This is a genomic window from Pseudoalteromonas phenolica (assembly GCF_005886345.1).
Classification (GTDB): domain Bacteria; phylum Pseudomonadota; class Gammaproteobacteria; order Enterobacterales; family Alteromonadaceae; genus Pseudoalteromonas; species Pseudoalteromonas phenolica_A.
Genome location: NZ_PNEC01000009.1, coordinates 134,782 through 156,887 on the forward strand (window position 1 = coordinate 134,782; position 22,106 = coordinate 156,887).

General features: G+C 42.5%; 18 protein-coding genes. 11 read left to right on the forward strand and 7 right to left on the reverse strand.

The window, feature by feature from the left end; genetic code table 11:
* Positions 1 to 25 precede the first annotated feature (25 nt).
* A complete protein-coding gene (locus CWB72_RS05185; protein WP_138629685.1) occupies positions 26 to 511 on the reverse strand; it encodes a DUF721 domain-containing protein in 486 nt (161 codons plus the stop codon).
* Positions 512 to 861: 350 nt separating this feature from the next.
* On the opposite strand from CWB72_RS05185, the gene secA reads away from it, so the two are divergent.
* The 6 genes from secA (at position 862) to CWB72_RS05215 (ending at position 12,937) form a co-directional block, all read left to right on the forward strand.
* Complete coding sequence (gene secA, locus CWB72_RS05190; RefSeq protein ID WP_138629687.1) at positions 862 to 3,570, forward strand: preprotein translocase subunit SecA; 2,709 nt, start codon at positions 862 to 864, stop codon at positions 3,568 to 3,570.
* A 61-nt stretch (positions 3,571 to 3,631) separates the two neighbouring features.
* A complete protein-coding gene (mutT, locus tag CWB72_RS05195; RefSeq protein ID WP_138629689.1) occupies positions 3,632 to 4,024 on the forward strand; it encodes an 8-oxo-dGTP diphosphatase MutT in 393 nt (130 codons plus the stop codon).
* A gap of 60 nt (positions 4,025 to 4,084) precedes the next feature.
* Positions 4,085 to 6,166 (forward strand): M13 family metallopeptidase, encoded by a 2,082-nt coding sequence (locus CWB72_RS05200; protein WP_138629691.1) that lies wholly within the window; start codon positions 4,085 to 4,087, stop codon positions 6,164 to 6,166.
* Between the two features lie 264 nt (positions 6,167 to 6,430).
* Positions 6,431 to 9,022, forward strand: a complete 2,592-nt coding sequence (locus CWB72_RS05205; protein WP_138629693.1) for a family 20 glycosylhydrolase — start codon at positions 6,431 to 6,433, stop codon at positions 9,020 to 9,022.
* 206 nt (positions 9,023 to 9,228) lie between these two features.
* Positions 9,229 to 10,524, forward strand: a complete 1,296-nt coding sequence (gene nagP, locus CWB72_RS05210; RefSeq protein ID WP_252371496.1) for an N-acetylglucosamine MFS transporter NagP — start codon at positions 9,229 to 9,231, stop codon at positions 10,522 to 10,524.
* Positions 10,525 to 10,735: 211 nt separating this feature from the next.
* Complete coding sequence (locus CWB72_RS05215) at positions 10,736 to 12,937, forward strand: YgiQ family radical SAM protein (protein ID WP_138629695.1); 2,202 nt, start codon at positions 10,736 to 10,738, stop codon at positions 12,935 to 12,937.
* A gap of 87 nt (positions 12,938 to 13,024) precedes the next feature.
* On the opposite strand, the gene CWB72_RS05220 is transcribed toward CWB72_RS05215, so the two are convergent.
* Together CWB72_RS05220 and CWB72_RS05225 are read right to left on the reverse strand one after the other, a co-directional pair.
* Positions 13,025 to 14,002 (reverse strand): tetratricopeptide repeat protein, encoded by a 978-nt coding sequence (locus tag CWB72_RS05220; RefSeq protein WP_138629697.1) that lies wholly within the window; start codon positions 14,000 to 14,002, stop codon positions 13,025 to 13,027.
* A 110-nt stretch (positions 14,003 to 14,112) separates the two neighbouring features.
* A complete protein-coding gene (locus CWB72_RS05225) occupies positions 14,113 to 14,406 on the reverse strand; it encodes a prephenate dehydrogenase (RefSeq protein WP_130255523.1) in 294 nt (97 codons plus the stop codon).
* 72 nt (positions 14,407 to 14,478) lie between these two features.
* Here CWB72_RS05225 and CWB72_RS05230 point away from each other — a divergent pair, with 72 nt between their 5' ends.
* Positions 14,479 to 14,688: a hypothetical protein gene (locus CWB72_RS05230; protein ID WP_058028673.1), complete on the forward strand. Its 210-nt coding sequence runs from the start codon at positions 14,479 to 14,481 to the stop codon at positions 14,686 to 14,688.
* Between the two features lie 15 nt (positions 14,689 to 14,703).
* On the opposite strand, the gene epmB is transcribed toward CWB72_RS05230, so the two are convergent.
* Positions 14,704 to 15,717 carry an EF-P beta-lysylation protein EpmB gene (gene epmB, locus CWB72_RS05235; RefSeq protein ID WP_138629699.1) on the reverse strand — a complete coding sequence of 338 codons (1,014 nt, stop codon included), beginning with the start codon at positions 15,715 to 15,717 and terminating at the stop codon, positions 14,704 to 14,706.
* Positions 15,718 to 15,759: 42 nt separating this feature from the next.
* Here epmB and efp point away from each other — a divergent pair, with 42 nt between their 5' ends.
* On the forward strand, positions 15,760 to 16,326 hold the full coding sequence (gene efp, locus CWB72_RS05240; protein WP_058028675.1) for an elongation factor P: 567 nt from the start codon (positions 15,760 to 15,762) through the stop codon (positions 16,324 to 16,326).
* Positions 16,327 to 16,412: 86 nt separating this feature from the next.
* Positions 16,413 to 17,387, forward strand: coding sequence for an elongation factor P--(R)-beta-lysine ligase (gene epmA / locus CWB72_RS05245; RefSeq protein WP_138629701.1), 975 nt, complete (start codon positions 16,413 to 16,415; stop codon positions 17,385 to 17,387).
* A gap of 22 nt (positions 17,388 to 17,409) precedes the next feature.
* On the opposite strand, the gene CWB72_RS05250 is transcribed toward epmA, so the two are convergent.
* The 3 genes from CWB72_RS05250 to CWB72_RS05260 all read right to left on the reverse strand — a co-directional run bounded on the left by CWB72_RS05250 (position 17,410) and on the right by CWB72_RS05260 (position 20,238).
* On the reverse strand, positions 17,410 to 18,618 hold the full coding sequence (locus CWB72_RS05250) for a methyl-accepting chemotaxis protein (RefSeq protein WP_138629703.1): 1,209 nt from the start codon (positions 18,616 to 18,618) through the stop codon (positions 17,410 to 17,412).
* Between the two features lie 67 nt (positions 18,619 to 18,685).
* Positions 18,686 to 19,375 carry a glycerophosphodiester phosphodiesterase gene (locus CWB72_RS05255; protein WP_138629705.1) on the reverse strand — a complete coding sequence of 230 codons (690 nt, stop codon included), beginning with the start codon at positions 19,373 to 19,375 and terminating at the stop codon, positions 18,686 to 18,688.
* On the reverse strand, positions 19,375 to 20,238 hold the full coding sequence (locus CWB72_RS05260; protein WP_138629832.1) for a DMT family transporter: 864 nt from the start codon (positions 20,236 to 20,238) through the stop codon (positions 19,375 to 19,377). Before CWB72_RS05260 ends, CWB72_RS05255 begins: the two co-directional genes overlap by 1 nt.
* A 152-nt stretch (positions 20,239 to 20,390) precedes the next feature.
* On the opposite strand from CWB72_RS05260, the gene CWB72_RS05265 reads away from it, so the two are divergent.
* Both CWB72_RS05265 and CWB72_RS05270 read left to right on the forward strand, forming a co-directional pair.
* Positions 20,391 to 21,491 carry a sensor histidine kinase gene (locus CWB72_RS05265; RefSeq protein ID WP_171037224.1) on the forward strand — a complete coding sequence of 367 codons (1,101 nt, stop codon included), beginning with the start codon at positions 20,391 to 20,393 and terminating at the stop codon, positions 21,489 to 21,491.
* A complete protein-coding gene (locus CWB72_RS05270; RefSeq protein WP_130255517.1) occupies positions 21,488 to 22,090 on the forward strand; it encodes a response regulator transcription factor in 603 nt (200 codons plus the stop codon). Before CWB72_RS05265 ends, CWB72_RS05270 begins: the two co-directional genes overlap by 4 nt.
* Positions 22,091 to 22,106: the final 16 nt, after the last annotated feature.

Sequence of the window (22,106 nt, forward strand, 5' to 3'; positions counted from 1 at the left end):
TTATAAAAAAATGACGCTTTTAGCGTCATTTTTTTTTCTTGTTTTTTGCCGCGTGGGTGGCGAGCTTGAGCAATTTTGCTTGCAAACTCGGCGGTGCATGCGCTGCAAGCTCTGTTAATTGTTCTGCAGTACTTTCGCTCATGGTTCGACAACTTTTTTGTGTCTTGAAGCTAGGTTTGGGCTCACTTAATCTTAACTGTGCATCGGGGTTAGAAGTGACTTTCACTTGCCCGCATTCAGCAAACCCATTTTGTCTAAGATGAGACAAAATATCTAGTTTCAAATAGTTTAGTCGAGTTGCTAATGTGGCAGAAACGGCTTCAATCACTAAAGTGCCATCTCGATAATTTGCCACGCGACACTTTTTACTCAAGATAGGGCCAAGCGCTTTATCAAGCTCTGCTTGTAAAATTTGTAGACTATCGGTTTTTGCACCGAATTGCGTGATCTTGTTTGACCATTTGCCCATCAATTCATCTATGGATTTTGGATCATAGCGATTTTTAGCCATACAGCAGATACCACTTCAAAATTAACTTACCCAAGTATACCAGCATAACGACAGACGAGAAGTGATTCTTGTCAGTGAAAATGCTTGAAATTTATGCCTGTCGTCACCATATAAAGAGAATTACCAGTTGGACCATCTTGCGGAACAAATGAATTGCCAAGGCTTTTTTGCTTGATTGCATTTCAAAGGTTTGCAGACAGCGTGAGTCTGGTATGATAGGGGCAATTTTATATTCGGCATTCAGTAGGGCTTGATTGCTTTTACTGCCAACAGGACGCAGGGTGGCCATTGATATCCAATGCTAAAAGTGGATATGCGGTCAGCCATCACTAGAGTGAAATGGTTTAAACATGATAGCGAACATTTTTACCAAAATTTTTGGTAGTCGTAACGACCGAACGATTAAAAAACTAAGAAAGACGGTCGCATTAATTAATGCATTAGAAGAACAATTTAGCGCACTTTCTGATGAAGAATTAAAAGCAAAAACAGCAGATTTCAGAACGCGTTATGAGCAAGGTACTAGCCTTGACGATTTATTACCTGAAGCATTTGCGACGGTACGTGAAGCTTCAAAACGTGTCTATGGCATGCGTCACTTCGATGTACAGATGATCGGTGGTATGGTGTTGCACCAAGGTCGCATTTCAGAAATGCGCACCGGTGAAGGTAAAACTCTTACTGCGACTCTACCTGCCTACTTGAATGGTTTAACAGGTAAAGGTGTTCACGTCATTACTGTGAATGATTACCTAGCAAAGCGTGATGCCGAAACAAACCGCCCGCTATTTGAATTCCTAAGTCTAACTGTTGGTTGTAATGTACCAGGTATGATGCCAGATGCTAAGAAGCAAGCGTATGCTGCAGACATCACATATGGTACGAACAACGAATTTGGTTTCGACTACCTGCGTGACAATATGGCATTTAGCATTGAAGAGCGTGTGCAGCGTCCACTGCATTTTGCCGTTGTGGATGAGGTTGACTCAATCCTAATCGATGAAGCACGTACGCCACTTATCATCTCGGGTCCTGCCGAAGATAGCTCTGAACTTTACGCTCGTATAAACACCATAGTGCCATCACTGACTCTGCAAGAGAAAGAAGATGAAGAAGGCGTTGAAGGTGACGGTGATTACACCCTTGATGAAAAATCTAAGCAAGTACACCTTACAGAGCGTGGTCAGTTAAAAGTTGAAGAACTTCTTACTGAAAATGGCCTGATTGAAGAAGGTGACTCACTGTACTCTGCAGGTAACATTTCGTTATTAAGCCATGTGTATGCAGCACTTCGTGCACACAAGCTATATCAAAAAGACGTAGACTACGTTGTAAAAGACAATGAAGTTATCATCGTTGATGAGCACACAGGTCGTACAATGGAAGGTCGTCGTTGGTCTGAAGGCTTACACCAAGCTGTTGAAGCGAAAGAAGGTGTGCGCATTCAAAACGAAAACCAGACACTTGCGTCTATTACTTTCCAAAACTACTTCCGTATCTACGAAAAACTATCTGGTATGACAGGTACTGCGGATACAGAAGCGTTCGAATTCCAATCAATTTATGGTCTAGACACTGTTGTTATTCCAACTAACCGCCCGATGATCCGTGATGATCGTGCTGATTTAGTTTACTTAACTCAAGATGAAAAGTTTGAAGCCATTCTTGCAGACATTAAAGACTGTCAAGAGCGCGGTCAGCCAGTACTAGTGGGTACGATTTCAATCGAAAGTTCTGAGTACTTATCTCAGTTCTTGCGTAAAGAAAAAATTGAACACAACGTACTGAACGCGAAATTCCACGCCCAAGAAGCAGACATCGTTGCTGATGCAGGTTTACCGGGTAAAGTGACTATTGCAACTAACATGGCTGGTCGTGGTACCGATATCGTATTAGGTGGTAACTGGCAAAGCGAAGTGGCTAAGCTAGAAAATCCTTCTGAAGAGCAAATCGCTAAAATTAAAGCGAAGTGGCAAGAAACTCACGATGCAGTTATCGCGGCAGGTGGTCTTCATATCATTGGTACAGAGCGTCACGAATCTCGCCGTATCGATAACCAGTTACGTGGTCGTTCTGGTCGTCAAGGTGATGCAGGTTCAAGCCGTTTCTATCTTTCGATGGACGATGCCCTAATGCGTATATTCGCAGGTGAGCGCATGACAAACATGATGCGTAAACTAGGTATGCAACGCGGTGAAGCAATTGAGCACCCTTGGGTTAACCGTGCGATTGAAAATGCACAACGCAAAGTAGAAGCACGTAACTTCGATATTCGTAAGCAGTTACTTGAGTACGATGATGTTGCAAACGACCAGCGTCGAGTTGTGTACGAGCAGCGTAATGAGCTACTTGAAGAAGGCGATATTTCAGAAACAATTACAGCTATCCGCAGCGATGTTGTGAATGGCATGATTGATCAATACATCCCGCCGCAAAGCTTAGCTGAAATGTGGGATATTCCAGCGCTTGAAGAACGCATTAAAGCTGACTTCTTAATTGAATTGCCAATTTCTCAGTGGCTGGCTGATGATGACAAGCTTTACGAAGAGACACTGCGTGAGCGTATCACTGAAGAGATCGACAGCGCATACAAGCAAAAAGAGTTGATGGTAGGCCCAGATGTACTGCGTCATTTCGAAAAAGCCGTGATGCTACAAAGCTTAGATCAACATTGGAAAGATCACCTAGCAGCAATGGACCATCTTCGTCAGGGTATCCACTTACGTGGTTATGCTCAGAAGAATCCAAAGCAAGAATATAAGCGTGAATCTTTCGAACTATTCTCTGCAATGCTTGAAAACCTTAAAACTGACGTAGTGGGTATTCTAGCTAAGGTACAAGTTCGTGCAGAAGAAGATGTTGAGAAAGTTGAAGAGCAACACCGTCGTGCAGAGCAAGCACCGCGTGAATATCAGCATGCTGAAGCAGAGCATGTTGGTGGTGACGTACCTGAAGGTGCAGTTGTGGCTTCACGCACAGAGCCAAAAGTTGGTCGTAATGAGCCATGTCCTTGTGGCTCAGGTAAAAAGTTTAAGCAATGTTGTGGCAAGTTAAAATAATCACACACGCGTAAATTATTAAAAAGCGACTGTATAGTCGCTTTTTTTATCGGAGAAGAAAATGACAAAGAAAGTAGTCGAAGTCGCAGTTGGCGTAATCAAGCGTGATGAGCACATATTTATTACTAAGCGTGATGAGTCTCAACATCAAGGTGGTCTTTGGGAGTTCCCTGGCGGTAAAATTGAAGCAGGCGAATCAGTCACAGAAGCGCTGGCGAGAGAATTAAAAGAAGAAGTGAATATCGACGTGCATAGCTCACAAAGTTTGCTAGATATTGAACATGACTATGGTGATAAGTGTGTGAAGTTGTTTATTCATATCGTTGAAGACTTCTCTGGCGAAGCAACAGGACTCGAAGGGCAGGCATCTCAGTGGGTAGCAATCAATGAGCTACACAATTGGGCGTTTCCTGCTGCAAATGTTGCCATTATTGATGCGTTACAAAAAAACTAACACAGTTGTTAGCTGGTTTGCTAATGTAATCTTAACTTAAGGCATTATGAGATAATACAAATGAAAAAACTGTCTTTAACCGCATTTAGCGTGGCATTTTCGCTTGGTTTGGTTGGCTGTAGTGAAGCGCCAAAACAGGTTGAAAAAGTTGAAGTACAGCCTGAAACAGCGCAAGTCACTTCAGCTACTCCCGAGTTGCTCTCAGGTATTGAGCTGACAAATATTGATAACAATGTGCGTGCGCAAGATGACTTTTATTATCACGTCAACGGTAAGTGGTTAGAGCAAACTCAGATCCCAGCCGATAAGTCGAACTATGGCTCATTTAGTCAGTTATATGATGAATCACAAAAAGCGCTGAAAGGTATTTTGGAAAACTTAGCACAAGCAGGTCATGATCCAAAAAGTGATGAAGGTAAACTTGCAGCTTTTTATCGTAGTTACTTGGATGAGGCAGCTCGCGAAGAGCTAGGACTCAGTGTTATTTATCCATATGTCGATGCAATTAATGGCATAAGAAGTAAAGCTGAACTGCCTCAATTAATGGCTAAAACCTTACAGCAAGGTGGCAATAACCCTTTTGCTTGGTATGTCAATAATGATGCAAAACGCTCGAGTGAGTACGCGCTTTATGTATATCAGTCCGGATTAGGCCTTCCAGACAAAGACTTTTACAGTAAGCAAGGTGATAAGTTTGTCACCATACGAGGGCAGTATAAGGAATACATTGCTCGGCTATTTCTCTCTTTGGGCTACAAAGAAGCTGAAGCTGTAGCGAATAAAGTGATTGAATTAGAAACGCAAATTGCTGAAGCTCAGTGGAGCCGAGTTGAATCTCGTGATGCGAGTAAAACCTATAACAAAATGTCTACAGCTCAGGCAAATCAGTTGTTAGGCAGCTTTGACCTAGCCACTTACTTTGCAGCATCAGAGATTAATATTCCAGAGTTGATTGTCAGTCAGCCTAGTTACCTAGAAAAGCTCGCAGATATCTATCAGCAAACTGATTTGGCAACTTGGCAGCATTATCTGACATTCCACTTTGTAAATGCGCATGCAGATAAGTTAAGTCGAGACATGGTTGACTTGAAGTTCTCTTTTTATGGTCAAACATTAAGAGGGCTAGAAGCGCAGTCACCCACTTGGAAAAAAGCGGTCGATGCCAGTAATTCAGTGTTAGGTGAGTTGCTAGGTAAAATCTACGTAAAAGAATACTTCCCGCCCGAAGCAAAAGCGCGTATGCAAGAGTTAGTTGCCAACTTAATGAGAGGCTTTGAACAATCCATTGATACGCTTGAGTGGATGAGTGCAGATACGAAAGTCGCTGCAAAAGATAAGTTGAGCAAGTTTACCCCTAAAATTGGCTACCCTGATAAATGGAAAGATTATTCTGATTTAGACATTCAGTCGGGAGATTTATTGGGTAACTATGTGCGTTATAACCAATGGGCATATGCTGATATGCGTCATAAACTGGGTAAGCCGGTTGATCGCAGTGAGTGGTTTATGACACCGCAAACGGTCAATGCCTATTACAACCCTGTGAATAATGAGATTGTTTTTCCTGCAGCAATTCTGCAACCACCTTTCTTTAATTTAGCAGCCGATGATGCCGTAAATTATGGGGCAATTGGTGCCGTTATTGGTCATGAACTAGGTCACGGCTTTGACGACCAAGGTGCTAAGTATGATGGCAATGGTAATTTACGCAATTGGTGGAGCGAATCAGATCTGAATCAATTTGAACAACGAGGTGCGCAACTTATTGAGCAATATAACCAATTTAAACCTTTTGAAGATGCATCTGTAAATGGTGAGTTGACATTAGGTGAGAACATTGGAGATTTAGGTGGCTTAACTGTGGCATATAAGGCGTATATGTTGTCTTTAGGTGATCAAGCAGCCCCTATGATTGATGGTTATACTGGTCAGCAACGTTTCTTTATGGGGTGGTCGCAAATTTGGCGACGTAAGTATCGTGATGAAGAGCTGCGAAATCGTCTAATGACTGACAGTCACTCACCAAGTCATTATCGTGTTATTGGTGTGCTGCCAAACATGCCTGAGTTTTATCAAGCCTTTGATGTAAAAGAAGGTGATGGTATGTATCTAGCGCCAGAAAAACGCGTGAAAATTTGGTAAAAATCTATTTATATTACCAATTTAATAAAATTTAATTTATCTAAACCCGCGAAATTGCGGGTTTTTTTATTTTCGTCCCATTTTGAGTAAAATATTTGATAGCGCTGTCATTTTGTCTTTACTATGATGCAATCATCGAACTAAAAGCGTAATTTTGTTTGGTTTTACAGTTTTCATTTGTGAAACGTGCAGTTCGACCTCGGTCGTCCTAAGCTAACTAACAAGGTTAAGTCGATCTCAATTAACGTTTACCAAGGAGCTAAAATGATAAACAAGAAATTTGCTCTAGCGGGTATTATGGCTGCAATGCCATTATTTGCTCAAGCTGGTTTATCTCAACAACAAGTAGATAATTTCGCAAAAGGTACAGAATTGACTTTTGCAGTTGAAGACAACTTTCATAACGGTGCAGCCAGCTTTATCGGCTCTATGCGTTTACAAAACAATTCATCGGTTGCTTTGCCAAAAGGCAAAAGTGATTGGCAAATTTACGTGCATTCGGTGCGTAAAATTTCAAAGGTTAATACGCAAGGTATTGCTATTGAACACATCAATGGTGACTTACACCGATTTGTACCAACAAACGAGTTTAAAGGCCTAAAGGCTGGAGAAAGTTTAGCTGTTGAGTTTGAAGCGGGGGCTTGGGTGGCTTCTTACTCTGACTTTATGCCACGTGCTTTCTTAGTCAGTAACAAACAAAAACCAGCAATTTTTGCTAATACTGACACCGAAGACCTAACTACATTTATTGCGCCATTTGAACGTGATAATCAGCTTTATCGTTACAACGAGCCAAAAGATCAGACAAAGCTTGCCACTCCAGCGCTACGTTTTGAGCGTAATCAAAGCAATATTGAAGTAAGCAAAGAAGATGCACTAAAACGTATTATTCCAAAGCCTCATTCGGTTGATTTCAACCGCGGTACTGCAGAGCTTGATAGCAATTGGCAAATTCGTTTCGCAGGGCGATTAAAGTCAGAAGTGGCCGTTTTCCAAGAAGATCTTGCTGACTATGGGTTGGCCCTTAAAGCTGAAGCCGATCATATTTCAGCAGGCAAAACGCCGACTATCTTCTTGAAAGTGAATGATGCACTAAAAGTCGATGGTAAAGTGGCTTCTGAGAGTTATCACCTAGAAATTGATGATGACAAAGTGGTTATCACAGGTAGCGACAATGCGGGTGTATTTTACGGTATTCAAAGCTTCTTAGCGCTAATTTCTGCAGATGCAAAAAATACAGTCTCAGTGCCTAACGTAGAGATAGAAGATACGCCGCGTTTCGCTTGGCGTGGTATGCATTACGATAATGGCCGTAACTATCATGGTAAAGATGCGCTGTTCAAAATGGTTGAACAGATGGGTCGTTATAAAATGAATAAGTTCCACTGGCACTTCTCTGAAGATGAGGGCTGGCGCTTAGAGATCCCTGGGTTGCCAGAGCTAACAGACATTGGCGGTTATCGTTGTTTCGATTTAGAAGAACGCAGCTGTTTACTAACTCAGCTAGGTACTGGCCCATTTAAGTCGGGCACAGGCAATGGTTATTTAAGCCGTGAGGACTTCGTTGAGTTATTAAAGTTTGCTAAAGCGCGCCATATTGACATCATTCCTGAAATTGAAGGTCCGGGTCACGCACGCGCTTCAATCATCGCGATGGAAGCACGCTATGATCGCTTAATTGCAGAAGGCAAACCTGAAGAGGCTAAAGCGTATCTATTATCTGATCCTAAAGATACTTCTCAGTACTTAACGGTTCAAAACTACACAGACAATTCAATGAATGCGTGTATGGATTCGACTTATGCGTTCATTGAAAAAGTTACTTACGAACTGCAAAACATGTATCGCGAAGCGGGTACGCGTTTAACTAATCTTCACTTTGGTGGTGACGAAGTTGGTGCAGGCTCTTGGGTTGGTTCTCCGGCGTGTCAGGCGATGTTTGCTGATCCGAATAACGGTGTAGCGGGTCCAAATGATTTAAAACCTTATTTCACTCAGCGTGTCGCGACTATGTTTGCCAAACGTGGCATTGCACCAGGTGCGTGGGAAGATGGGTTAATGTACGATAAAATTAACCCGTTCAAGCGTGATGAATTTCCTAATGAGGTATTTACTGCCAACGTATGGGATAACATCTGGGAGTGGGGCGTTGCAGATAGAGCACACCGTCTAGCAAGCAATGGCTATCAGGTTATTTTATCTCATGGTACGCACTTGTACTTCGACCACCCTTATGAAGCACACCCTGAAGAACGCGGCTACTACTGGGCGACGCGTTATACAGACACGAAGAAAACATTTAGCTATATGCCAGATGATGTCTATGCTAATGCCGACTATACCCGAAGCCGTGAGCCAATTGTTAATTTAGAAGCATTAGTAGGTCGTGAGCTACCGAAACTTGAAAAACCAGAAAATATTCTAGGTATTCAAGGTCAGGTATGGAGTGAAACTATCCGTACTGAAGATCAAGTTCTCCGCATGGTATTCCCGCGTATTCTTGCTGTTGCTGAGCGTGCTTGGCACAAAGCAAGCTGGGAAGGCAGTAAGATTGAACCAAAGGCATTTGCTAAAGACTGGCACACTTATGCTGCTGCATTGAGTGTGAAAGAGCTTGCTAAACTTGAGCGTGATGGTGTGAATGTTAATTTACCAGTACCTGGCGCAAAAGTAGTAAATGGTCAGCTAGTGGCTAACTCAGCGTTCCCACATTTGGTGATTCAATACAGCACAGATGGCGGCCAATCTTGGTCTGAGTACACCTCACCTGTTTCTGTAAGTGGTAAAAATTCGGTGCAATTGCGCACAACATTAAACGGCAAAAAGTTTAGCCGTGTTACGCAGTTAACACTTTAGTAAAGACTGAAACTTATCAGCAGGATTGAAAAAAGGGCTTAAAAGGCCCTTTTTTAATCTCTGGTAAGGCTAGTAATAGAACAAATTTTAACGTAAAGTTAAATGTCAGCGCTGTCATTTTTGTTTACATGATGTAAAAAGCTGAAAAGATTTTATGGCATTGTGCCAATCTGACATAATTAAAATCACACAACGAGTAGAAGTTTATGGAAGCAACTGTGTCAAATTCAACGACGACTAAAAGCAATGCCATTCCTTTGGCTATCGTTGCGGCGATGTTCTTTATTCTAGGTTTTGTTACCTGGTTAAATGGTTCATTAATGCCGTATCTGCAGCAACTTTTTGATTTGAGCCCTATTCAGGCGTCTCTAATCTTATTCTCTTTTTATATTGCAGTGACATTTACTGCTATCCCATCGGCGAAGTTTGTTAAGAAAGTGGGATACAAAAACGGTATGGCCATTAGTATCGGTATGATGATGGTAACGGCTCTGTTATATATCCCTGCAGCTAAAACTCAGGTATTTGCGTTGTTCCTAGTAGCGCAGTTTACTATGGGTATCGCGCAAACCATTCTACAAACCGCAGTTAACCCTTACGTAGTGCGTTTAGGCCCTGAAGAGTCGGCAGCGGCGCGTGTCAGTATCATGGGTATTCTTAATAAATTTGCAGGTGTTATTGCACCTCTAGCGTTCACTGCGCTTGTATTAGGTGGCTTCAATGAAGCTGCTGCAACTGGCCCTCTTACACAAGTAGAAAAAGATGCCATGGCTGGTAACTTAGTCATGCCATACTTAGGTCTTGCAGTATTCATTGGTTTATTTGCTGTAGGTATCAAATTTGCGCCACTTCCTGAAATTGAAGAGGAAGATGACAATGATAAGTCTACTGGTACAGTGAGAGAAGCTTTAGCGCATCCTAACTTAGCGCTAGGTGTTGTTGCATTATTCTTATACGTAGCGGCTGAAGTTATTGCGGGTGATACGGTTGGTTCATTTGCACTGTCAATGGGTGTTGCTAACTATAGTGTGATGACCTCTTATACCATGGCATTTATGGTAACAGGTTATGTACTAGGTATTATTTTAATCCCACGTGTCATTTCGCAACAAACAGCTTTAACAATCTCAGGCATTTTGGGCTTAGCTCTAACGCTGGGTATTGCATTTGTAGATAGTGCGGCGACTTTAAACGTCCCTACGTTTGGTGAAATGCCAGTTGCGGTATTCTTCTTAGCATTGTGTGGTTTAGCTAATGCGATCATGTGGCCGGCAATTTGGCCACTAGCTTTGTCTGGACTTGGCAAGCTAACTAGTGTAGCTTCTGGTTTATTAGTTATGGGTATCGCTGGTGGTGCTTTTGGTCCACTTTTCCTAGGTTTAGTTAAAGGTTCTGAAGCAACAGCTGCATCTAGCCAAACAGCATATCTGGTATTATTACCATGTTATCTATTTATCCTCTTCTATGCCCAAAAAGGCCATAAAATGAGAAGTTGGAAGTAAAGCATTTCTATCTAAAAGTAGAAATAATCCCGTGTGTAATGCCACCGCAAGGTGGCATTTTTTTGTCTAAAATTTGTTCTTAATATCTTTCCTATTTTCAATACTCTAGCAGTCAAACGAAAACCAAGCACACTTACATTGGCCGTTTCAGATTCCAGCACGATGCGATATGCGGTATAATCTGCGCCTTTTTTCTATTGGGGCAATTTACATGAACGCGTTAAAAGCGGAACGAGCACTGTTTTCCTATCCCAAATATTGGGCGGAATGTTATGGCAATGCACCTTTTCTTCCGACAACTCGACAAGAGATGGATGAACTAGGCTGGGATAGCTGTGACATTGTGTTAGTAACCGGTGATGCGTATGTAGATCACCCAAGTTTCGGCATGGCCGTCATTGGTCGTGTGCTTGAAGCACAAGGTTTTAGAGTCGGCATTATTGCGCAGCCTGATTGGTCAAATAAAGATGCCTTTATGTCACTGGGCAAACCGAATTTATTCTTTGGTGTAACCGCTGGCAATATGGATTCGATGATCAACCGTTACACCGCCGAAAAGCGTATGCGTCACGATGATGCTTACACGCCGGGTAATGTCGGTGGTAAACGTCCAGATAGGGCGGTTGTGGTATATAGTCAACGCTGTCGCGAAGCTTATAAAGATGTACCTCTGGTAATTGGTGGTATTGAAGCCAGCTTACGTCGTATTGCTCACTACGATTATTGGCAAGAAAAAGTGCGTCGCAGCATTATCTTTGATGCTAAGGCTGACATACTCATTTACGGTAATGCTGAGCGACCGTTAGTTGAAGTGGCTCATCGTATTGCTGCTGGTGATGACATTAGCCAGATCCAGAATATTCGCGGCACTGCAGTTATCCGTAAAGAGCCGTTAGATGGATGGCGCGGTAGTGATTCAACAGCCATCGATAAAGTAGGTAAGATAGACCCAATTCCAAACCCGTACGGTGCCGATGATGTAGGCTGTAGTAAATCTGAGTTTGCCAAAGCAGGCATAGACTTAAAAGCCGAAGTAGCTAAGCCTATCGTAGTTCAACCACCTAAATTAAAACCATGGGAAAAAGCCTACGTAAAGCTGCCTGCTTTTGAGCAAGTAAGCGTGAATAAGCCACTTTACGCTCATGCATCACGTATTTTGCACCAAGAAACCAACCCAGGTTGTGCTCGTGCACTATACCAGCGCCATGGCGACCGTTATGTGTGGGTAAACCCTCCTGCGTTTCCTTTAGAAACTGAAGAAATGGATATGGTGTTTGGTTTGCCATACCAGCGTGTGCCTCATCCTAAATATGGCAATGAAAAGATCCCTGCCTACGACATGATCAAAACTTCAGTAAACATCATGCGAGGCTGTTTTGGTGGTTGTAGCTTCTGCTCTATTACAGAGCATGAAGGACGAATTATTCAAAGCCGTTCAGAAGAGTCGATTTTAGATGAAATCGAACAAATTCGCGACAAAGTCCCGGGCTTTACCGGCGTTATCTCAGATTTAGGTGGCCCAACAGCAAATATGTACAAGCTGCGCTGTAAGAGCAAAAAGGCTGAGAGCACCTGTCGGCGTTTATCCTGCGTATTCCCTGATATTTGTAAGCATATGGATACCGATCACACACCAACGATAAACCTGTATCGAAAAGCACGTAATGTAAAAGGCATCAAAAAAATCCTCATTGCGTCAGGTGTACGTTATGACTTAGCCATTGAAGATCCACGCTATGTGAAAGAGTTAGTATCACACCATGTAGGTGGGTATTTAAAAATAGCTCCAGAGCACACCGAATCGGGCCCACTGTCAAAAATGATGAAACCCGGCATGGGGGCATATGACAAGTTTAAAGAGCTTTTTGATAAGTACTCCAAAGAAGCGGGTAAAAAGCAGTATTTGATCCCGTATTTTATTTCGGCTCACCCGGGCACGACTGACGAAGATATGGTGAACATGGCACTGTGGCTAAAAGCCCATGACTTTAAACTCGACCAAGTACAAAACTTCTATCCATCTCCAATGGCGAACGCGACGACGATTTATCATACTGAGATGAACTCGTTGCGTAATATTAAAAACAACAAAGAAGTGGTGAGCGTACCTAAAGGCGCGAGGCAGCGTCGCTTACATAAAGCGATACTGCGTTACCATGATCCTGCTGGGTGGCCGATGATCCGCGAAGCCTTACGTAAAATGGGTAAGGCGAAACTCATCGGTAATGGACCCCAGTGTTTGGTTCCGGCCGAAACACGTCAAGAAAAAGCACAGCAAAAGGGCGGTAAAGCTCAAGGTAAACAAGGGCTAGTTAATAAGGGTGGCAGACCTGCACTGACGCGTCATACCGGGTTTAACCAGTTTAAAAAGGCAAATACCAAACCCCGTGTAGGTGCGAATAAGAAAAGGTAAAACAGTAGTAAATAGTTTTGTGACTAAAAAGGCCGAATTCTTCGGCCTTTTCTACTTCAATTAGGGCGATTAAAACAGCGCCATAATTTATAGCATCTTTTTGAGTTTTTTTAGTTCGCCTTTGAGGTCATCATCTCTATCTAAGTTGTTGGCGATGTCATTTAATAAAGGTTGAGCCAGCTTAGCTTGTTTGTCGTTTAAGTAAATTCTCGCTAAACGTGCCTTTGCCCAAATTAACCAGCTGCTATCAGACCGCGCGTAATATTGGGTATAGGCTTCTAAGGCTTTAATGCCTGCTTGGCTTTCAACTTTATGAATGGCGCTCAGACGACCTAGCTGATATTGGTACTCGAGTTTATATTTATCTTCTGGCGCTTGTGCTATGGCCTTTTGGATAAGACTCACCGCCTCAGAAAACTGTTCTGCTTCTGCTGCTTGTTTTGCGCGTTCAGCCAAGATTCGGTGATCATTTGGGTACTGTTTTCTTAATTCGTCACGTAACTGCTCGGCCTGCTTATCTTCACCTTGTTTTGTTAATGCTTGTACTAACATTAACCCACCATCGAGTGGTGCACGCGCGTACCACGCTTTTGCGAGTTTAACGGCTTCGTCTTCATCCCCACCGACAAGTCCAGGGGCATTGGCATAAAAGCTGATGAGGCTTGCTAAAGTATCGTCATCATTTTTATCCAGCTCTCTGGCTTTTTTTAATAAAGCCAATCCCTCTTTGGCATAGCCTGGCGCAGAGAAAATGCTACTTTGTTGTGCCAGCATAAACTTGATAGAGGCGCTAATTCTGTGCAGTTTGGCATGATTAGGCTGTGACTCTAGCAGCGTTTCGGAGAGTGTTTCAGCCTCTTCGATTTTATCGGGTGTGCGTGCTAACGCTTTAATGTGTAACAGCTGTTGTTCTGTACTTAATGGCGAGTGCTGCGAAGTCAGTAATTGCACCGCTTTGGTGTATTGTTGTGTATCTAATAAGGTCTGAACTTGTTGATCTAGTGTGTTGGCAAGACAGGGCAGGCTGCTGGTTAGTAGTGCCAGTGCAATAAGCGAGTGCTTCATACTTTATCCTTAACTATGCGGTTAATGTACAGATAGTAACAAGTTTTTAACTTGATTGGATAAGAGAAACTGTAAGAAATTGTGGGGCCTAGGCAGGCCCCGAGCAGCCGCTATTTAAAGGTGGCAAGCAATTGTAATAAATGCTGAAGTTTTAGCACGGCATTTTTTAATTTTTGCTCGTCTAGCTGTTCCATATTGCTTAACGACTCTACATCGCCTGCCACATCGAGTACATAAGGCTTGAAACGTTTAGCTTCAAAGCCAAAGCCTGCTTCTTTGCCAAATAGCGATGTGAATTTTCCATGACCTTGCTGTTGTAATTCGTCTAATTTTTTATCAGCATCAAGTGCTTGACGGTAAACGACTTTTAAATTTTCATTGAGTTTTTCAATAACAGCTTGCATGTTTTTCCTAAAGGTGTTGCTAAATTGGCCGATAGTTTACGAGGATTCAACTAAAAAGTCAGGTATATGCTTATGAATATTTCCGGAAGTAACCTACCTGCTATGTCTGGTGCGGGCGAGAGTGGCGAAGTATACAGCGCTAAACTTGCCAAGTCGCAACAGCAAGCAGATGGTAAAGCTGCGCTTGCTTTGATTGAAGCCGCAGGGTCGAGCGCTGCTGCGCAAAGTCCTGCAAAATCAACCACAGCAACTTTAGGCAATAATATTAACGTGTACGTTTAATCGTATTTTTTGATATTAGCGCAGCTGTAAATCAATCGGTGTCTTACTTGTTTTGCCACCGATTTCTCTTACTAACTTGGGTACCAAAAAGCCAGGTAGCTCAGCCAGCATACCCGCCATCAAAGTAAGCGCAGCTTCTTCAGACATATCAAAATGACTGGCACCTTCTACTTTATCTAACAAATGCAGATAGTAAGGTAATATATCCGCTTCAAATAGTCGTTCGCTCAGTTCGACTTGCGCTTCTACAGTGTCATTAATCCCTTTTAACAAAACCGCTTGATTTAGAAGCGTGACATTCACTTGTTTGAGCATTTGCATAGCGCGTTCAAAGTCATCGTCAATTTCATTGCCGTGATTAATATGATTCACAAATATGATTTTGAGCGGGCTCGCTTTAAAGCGCTCGCATAACTCAGACGTAATACGTGCAGGGATCACCACAGGTAAACGGCTATGAATACGCAGGCGTTTAATTTGTGGCAGTTGCTCTAATTGTTCTAAAAACCAACTAATGGCATTGTCTTTGGCCATTAAAGGATCACCGCCACTTAAAATGACTTCATTCACATGCGTGTGATTTTTTAAGTACTCAATGACTTTAAGTAAAGCCTGCTTATTTACTTGGTTATCTTGATACGGAAAGTGGCGTCTAAAACAATATCGACAGTTCACTGCACAGCCGGTTTTAAACATTACCAGCACACGAGAGTGATATTTATGCAATAAACCCGGTATGGCACTTTGTTGTTCTTCGAGTGGGTCTTTGTTGTAGCCGATTTGAGTAATAAATTCTTGGTGCTGAGGTAGCACTTGCAGTAATAATGGGTCATTCGGATCGCCAAAACGCATCTTCTTTATAAATGGCAGTGGCACACGCATCGGGAATAAACGACGCGCTTCGAGGTCTTTTTCATTGAAATAGCTGTCGATGCCCAGCATTTTTACTAAAGTTTTTGGGCAAGTGACCACATTTGCCAATTCTTTTTGCCAGTTACTATGCAAATTTACTTCATTTGTTTGTATCATTAGCGGGTTTATTACTCGATAAAAGAAGATTAGAGGATACCGATGGCGAATTATAGCACCAACGAGTTCAAGGGCGGCCTAAAAATTATGATCGATGGCGAGCCGTGCACCATCTTAGAAAATGAAATGGTTAAGCCGGGTAAAGGCCAAGCGTTCAACCGCGTTAAGATCCGTAAATTGATCTCAGGTAAAGTACTTGAGAAGACATTTAAGTCTGGTGATTCAGTAGAAGGTGCTGACGTAATGGAAACTGAACTAGCTTACCTATACACAGACGGTGAGTTTTGGCATTTCATGAACAACGATACATTTGAGCAGATCGCGGCTGACGAAAAAGCAATGGGCGACAACGTAAAATGGTTAGTTGAAAACGACGTATGTACAATTACACTTTGGAACGGTAACCCAATCGCGGTAACACCACCAAACTTCGTAGAACTAGAGATCACAGATACTGACCCTGGTCTGAAAGGTGACACAGCGGGTACTGGTGGTAAGCCTGCTACACTCACTACAGGTGCTGTAGTACGTGTGCCACTATTCGTTCAAATTGGTGAAGTAGTGAAAGTAGATACGCGTAGCGGTGAATACGTAGGTCGTGTGAAGTAATTTGTAGTTATTTCTAAGACCAAAAAATCCCAGCTTAGGCTGGGATTTTTTATGGTTAGAATATATTTATAAAAGAGTTAGATAGTATGTCTGAGAACAACTGGGCACCGAGTGCGGATATTCAAACACTCAAACAGCGTGCGGTAATTATCGCGAAAATTCGTAAGTTTTTTGCTGAGCGTGATGTAATGGAAGTTGAAACGCCAAGCTTATCAGCTGCCAGTGTGACAGATGTTCATTTAGCGACCTTTGCGACAGAGTTTGTGGGCCCTGGCAATGCCGAAGGGCTGCCCTTGTACATGCAAACCTCTCCTGAGTTTGCTATGAAACGCTTACTTGCTGCAGGCAGTGGCGCCATTTATCAATTAGCCAAAGCATTTCGTAATGAAGAGTCGGGTCGTCATCACAACCCTGAGTTCACTATGTTGGAATGGTATCGCCCGGGGTTTGATGAATTTGATTTAATGAACGAAATTGATGCGCTGATGCAGCTTATATTGAACTGCAAAAAAGCCACCTCTGTGAGTTATCAACAAGTCTTTATAGATGTATTAGGTCTAGACCCACTTGAAGCAACACTGAGCGAGCTACAGCGACTCGTAACAGAAAAAGGCTATGGTGATATTGCCGCAAACGAAACCCACAAAGACACGCTGTTACAATTGCTTTTCTGTATGGAAGTCGAGCCAATGATAGGCATTGAAGCGCCTTGTTTTGTATATCACTTTCCCGCCTCACAAGCGGCATTGGCGCAATTAAATCCTGACGACACTCGCGTAGCAGGGCGCTTTGAGTTGTATTTTAAAGGTATGGAATTGGCCAATGGCTTTAATGAACTCACTGATAGCAAAGAGCAAGCAGCGCGTTTTGACGAAGATAACCAGCTTCGAGTGCAAATGGGTTTACCAAAAGTGGCTGCAGATGAGCGCTTTTTAGCAGCGCTCGCACATGGTTTGCCACAATGTTCGGGTGTAGCGCTAGGCATTGACAGGTTAGTGATGCTAGCGACGGGCAAGCCGTCAATTAAAGAGGTGATAGCCTTCGATGTCACACGTGCCTAAATCATGTGACATCTGACTTTAATTATCTCACAAAGCGGCGTAATTCGTTTTGCGTCGTTTGAGTAAGCTTTTGAGCTTGCTGACACTGCTCCGAAGCCGCATCAATTTGCTGTTTTGCTTGTTGTGCAAGTTCAACAATATTGAGTACCGTTTGATGGGTGTGGTTTTGCGTCGTTTCAAGTTGATGTACTTCACCGACGATGGCTTCGAGCTGTGTTTGGTTATGCTCAAAGTCACTACACATGCTAGCAAACCCTCCCGACGTCTCACTGATGGCTTTCTCAGCCGAGCTTGAATGACTAATCAACTGTTGTGACTCTTGATGTGTCTCTCCGACTAACACATCCATTTGGTTGATGAAGTCACTGATCTGACGCGTCGCATCGTTTACCTTAACTGATAGATTTCTAACTTCATCGGCAACCACCGCAAAACCTCGACCAGCTTCACCAGCACGTGCAGCTTCAATTGCAGCATTCAGCGCCAGCAAATTAGTTTGGTCCGAAAACTCTTCAACCATCTTCAGGATGCTGCGTATATTGTCGCTGTTCTCTTTTAGCCCTGCGACAGTATTGGCGAAATTACCAAGTAATTGCGTGATGTGCTGAATTTCACCTACTAAGGTAGACAAAGACTGTGATGAACCACGCACAAAGTGTAGGCTTTCGGTATTGGCTTGATATACATGATCGGTATTGCCCACAATACTTTGCAAGCTATGGGTCACTTGGTCGCTGGCGGCAATGATAGAGTCACTGCTCGAAATTTGTTGCGCACCTAACTCAGAGGTTTGCTGCATGGAGCGAGTGACTTCTTGGTTAGAGTTAGCAGCGACTTCAGCACTATGATAGGTGGTGTTGAGCAGTTCACTTAAGCGACTGGTAAAGTGATTATATTGCTCACTGACTTCACGGAATTCATCGTAGGTAAATTGCGGTAGCTCAGCCTCTAGATTGCCATCATCTCTATTTATTTGTTCTAACGTATCGCGCATTGCCTTGATTGGACGCACGATAAGAAAACGCATATAAAATAATGTGAAGATAAACCCGCCAATAGCGCCAAGTGCCATTAACCAAAATAAACCTGTTCCTTGTTTGTCTTCAGTTAATTCTGCATACAGCCAAAATAAAGTGATGAGCTGGAAAGCAAATAAAAAGCTTAAGTTACCGAATATTTTTCTGGAGAGTGTAAAAAAGAAACTCTGCTCAATTTGATTATATAAACTCATGTATAGACTCATATTTTGGCTCGTAAGTTGTCATTTTCTTTTAATTTTCATGGGGTTTCTTGCATTATTACGACAAAATCATTTTTGCGTAGCAGGGGTAATTACTAAAAATACCATCTACGCCTAAGTTCTGCATTTCTTCTATTTCTTGTTGTTTATCGACCGTATAGGCCATTACCTTTAGGCCTCTTTGCTTGGCATCTGCCACAAACTCATGATTAATAAAGTTCTTATCTAAATGCACACTGTAGGCATGTAGGTTTTCTGCAAAGTAGGCGTAGTTAAGCGGGATAGAGGCAGTTAATGCGCCTATTTTAACCCAGGGCAGATTCTGCTTAAGCCATTTTAGCTGGTGGTGATCAAACGAGGAAAGCAAAAGCTGTTCACGCTCTATAATGCCCTCAGCCACATTTTGTTCGAGGATTTGAACCAATTTATCTAAACCAAAGGTGTGTTTGAGTTCTAGGTTGATTTGAGTTTGTGAGCCAATCAGCTCGAGCACTTGCTGTAAATTTAGGACGTGTTGACCATTTCCAGCATCGAGTCTTGCGATTTCTGAAAATGGTGTATCAACCACGCGGCCATTGCCATTGGTTGTTCGGTCTAACCAAGAATCGTGAATGATCACAAAGTTATCGGCGCAACTTTGTACGTCGAGTTCTATGCCATCCACTTGGGCTTGCAAAGCAGCATTAATGGCAGAGGCTGTATTTTCAGGGTAGTTACCGCTTGCACCTCGGTGCGCAAAGATCTGCATTAGGCTTTTTTCCTTGTGATTGACCAAGTTTCAAAACAGGCTGCACTGACGACCAGCAAGCCACCGATTAAGGTCATCATATTTGGCTGTTCTGACAATAGCATAAAAGCCAATACGGTCCCGTACAAGGGTTGTAAACAAGAAATTAACCCTGCTGTTGTTGCAGATAAAAATCTTAAACTGCTTGCAAATAGTGCATGCGGCGCCGCGGTAAAAATAATACCTGCTAATAGCAGCAACCAAATATCTTGCTCGGGTAAGTCTGTCGGCCCAACATCAACGAAAGCACACAGCATTAAACTAGCCACAATAGTTTGATAAAGCATAGTCTGCGGGCCGCCATAAGATGAGAAGTACTGCTTTTGCAGCAAATTTCTTAACGCAAATAACAACCCTGAGAAAATGCCTGTGACTATCCCTAATGTAACGTCATTACCCAGGTTAGCTTCTGGCACTAATAAGTAAATTCCGAATAAAACCGTCACTGCACTAATAATGTCTTTACTTTTAAGTTTCTGTTTACTGAAAAAAGGTTCTAAAAATACTGTGATTACAGGATAAGTAAAGAAAGCGATAATGCCAGTTGCGATGCCTGCTAATTGCATACCAGCAAAATAAGTCACCCAGTGTAAACCAACCACAATGCCCAGAATTATGGCGATGCCGTAATCTTTTTTGTGATTTAGAGCAATGGCTTTGCCTTGAAATTTGAGCAAGCAAACTAGGGCAATAAAGGCGATGGCTGTACGGTATACTGTAATATCAAGCGCTGATAAGGCAATGAGTTTAGAAAATAGCGCAGTACCACCGAACAGCAATACGGCAGTATGGAGTTGAATAAGAGCAGATTTTTCTGAGCGCATGAGCGTGTCGTGTTGTCTTTTTTTTGAGTCTATCATTGATGACACTTGTCACTAAACAAATTATGAATAGCAGTTAGTCTATGCAATTATATGTGCCTATTATGTCTTCGAGCACTAACCCAATAACAGACTGACCCGGAACTGGAATGAACATGCTTAACAAACCCCATAATATGGCATTAGCCCACCCCAACAAGCAATTTTGGAATTGGGGACCACTGTTTTTTTCAAGTTTTTTCTTTTTTCCTCTACTGACTAATTGGCAGTCGTTATCTGTGGGCGATATTACTGCGCAGCTAGCTATCTATGCGTTTTTTGTGTTTCTATATGGTATTGCTTTGTACAAGAAAGGTGAGTCGGTAACACCTAGCTTGGCTGCTATGGCTTTACTCTGTTGCTTAGGTACTTATGTGACCTATGGCACTCACTCTCTATTTGGCTTTATTGGCTTTTTCTGTGGTTTTAATTATCGCCGAAAGCAAAGTTTTATGATGATGGCGGCATTGCTGGTGGTTATTATTATTAGTGCATTTTTATTTGTGCCAGTGAAGTCGCTGTATTTTGTCTCTCCAGCAGCAATTGTCAGTATTGGTTTATTTATTTTTGGCATGATGGAGCAAAGAGAGCGGCTTTATCGTGATCAACAAGTAAAAGACCAACAACAAATTGAGCAGTTGGGGGCGATTGCTGAGAGAGAGCGCATTGCGCGAGACTTACATGATTTACTCGGCCATTCACTGTCATCAATTGCGCTTAAAGCTGAGCTTGCTAGTAAGCTCACGACAGCCGGAGCAAATGAACAAGCTTCACAAGAGTCGGCGCAAGTGGCGCAATTAGCACGCTCGTTGTTGAGTGAAGTACGTCAAGCAGTATCGGGTTTGAAGCAAGTGGGCTTGTATGCGCAGTTAGATGTATTAGTAAAGCGCTTGCAAGATTCAGGTTTTATTGTAGAGCAATCAATTGAGAAAGTATTATTAAGTGCTGAGCAAGAATCAAACCTATGCTTTATTTTTAAAGAGGCTGTCACCAATATTATCCGTCATAGCAAAGGAAAGTATGTTAAGTTGCAGCTTAGTACCCAAAGAGGGTCTGTTAACTTAGATATTCAAGATGATGGTGTTGTTAAAAAATATCAGTCAGGAAATGGAGTCGAGGGTATAAAAGACAGAGCGCTTGCCTTGCAAGGTAAGTGTCACATAAGTACAGACTCTGGTATGGCCATAAACATTCAATTCAAGGAACTTGTAGCATGATAAAAGTATTGATTGTCGAAGATCAGGGCCTAGTTCGCGGTGCGATCAGTGCGTTATTAGGACTTGATATACATATTGAAGTGGTGGCTCAGGCTCAAGATGGTCTAGAGGGGCTAAAAGCGCTTGAAAGTCATGATGTTGATATTGTGCTCACTGATATTGAAATGCCGAACATGACAGGTTTAGAGTTAGCCGAGCAGGTGATAGCCAAGTACCCAAAAAGCAAAGTAGTGATCATGACGACATTTTCAAGAGCGGGCTATATTCGTCGCGCGATGACAATGGGTGTTAAAGGTTTTGTATTAAAAGAAGCGCCCAGCGATTACTTGGTAAATACCTTAAAGAAGGTCATGCAAGGACAAAAAGTGATAGATCCTGAGCTGGCAATGAGTGCACTTGAAGACAGTGATCCATTAACAGAAAAAGAACGTAAGGCTCTGCGTTTAGCGGGTGAAGGGTTAAAAACTGCTGAGATAGCGGGCAAACTTTTCTTGAGTGAAGGCACGATCAGAAATTATTTATCAGAAGCCATTGCTAAGTTAAATGCAACAAATCGGGTTGATGCAGCCCGAATAGCTAAGCAAAAAGGTTGGCTATAATGATGTACACAGTATA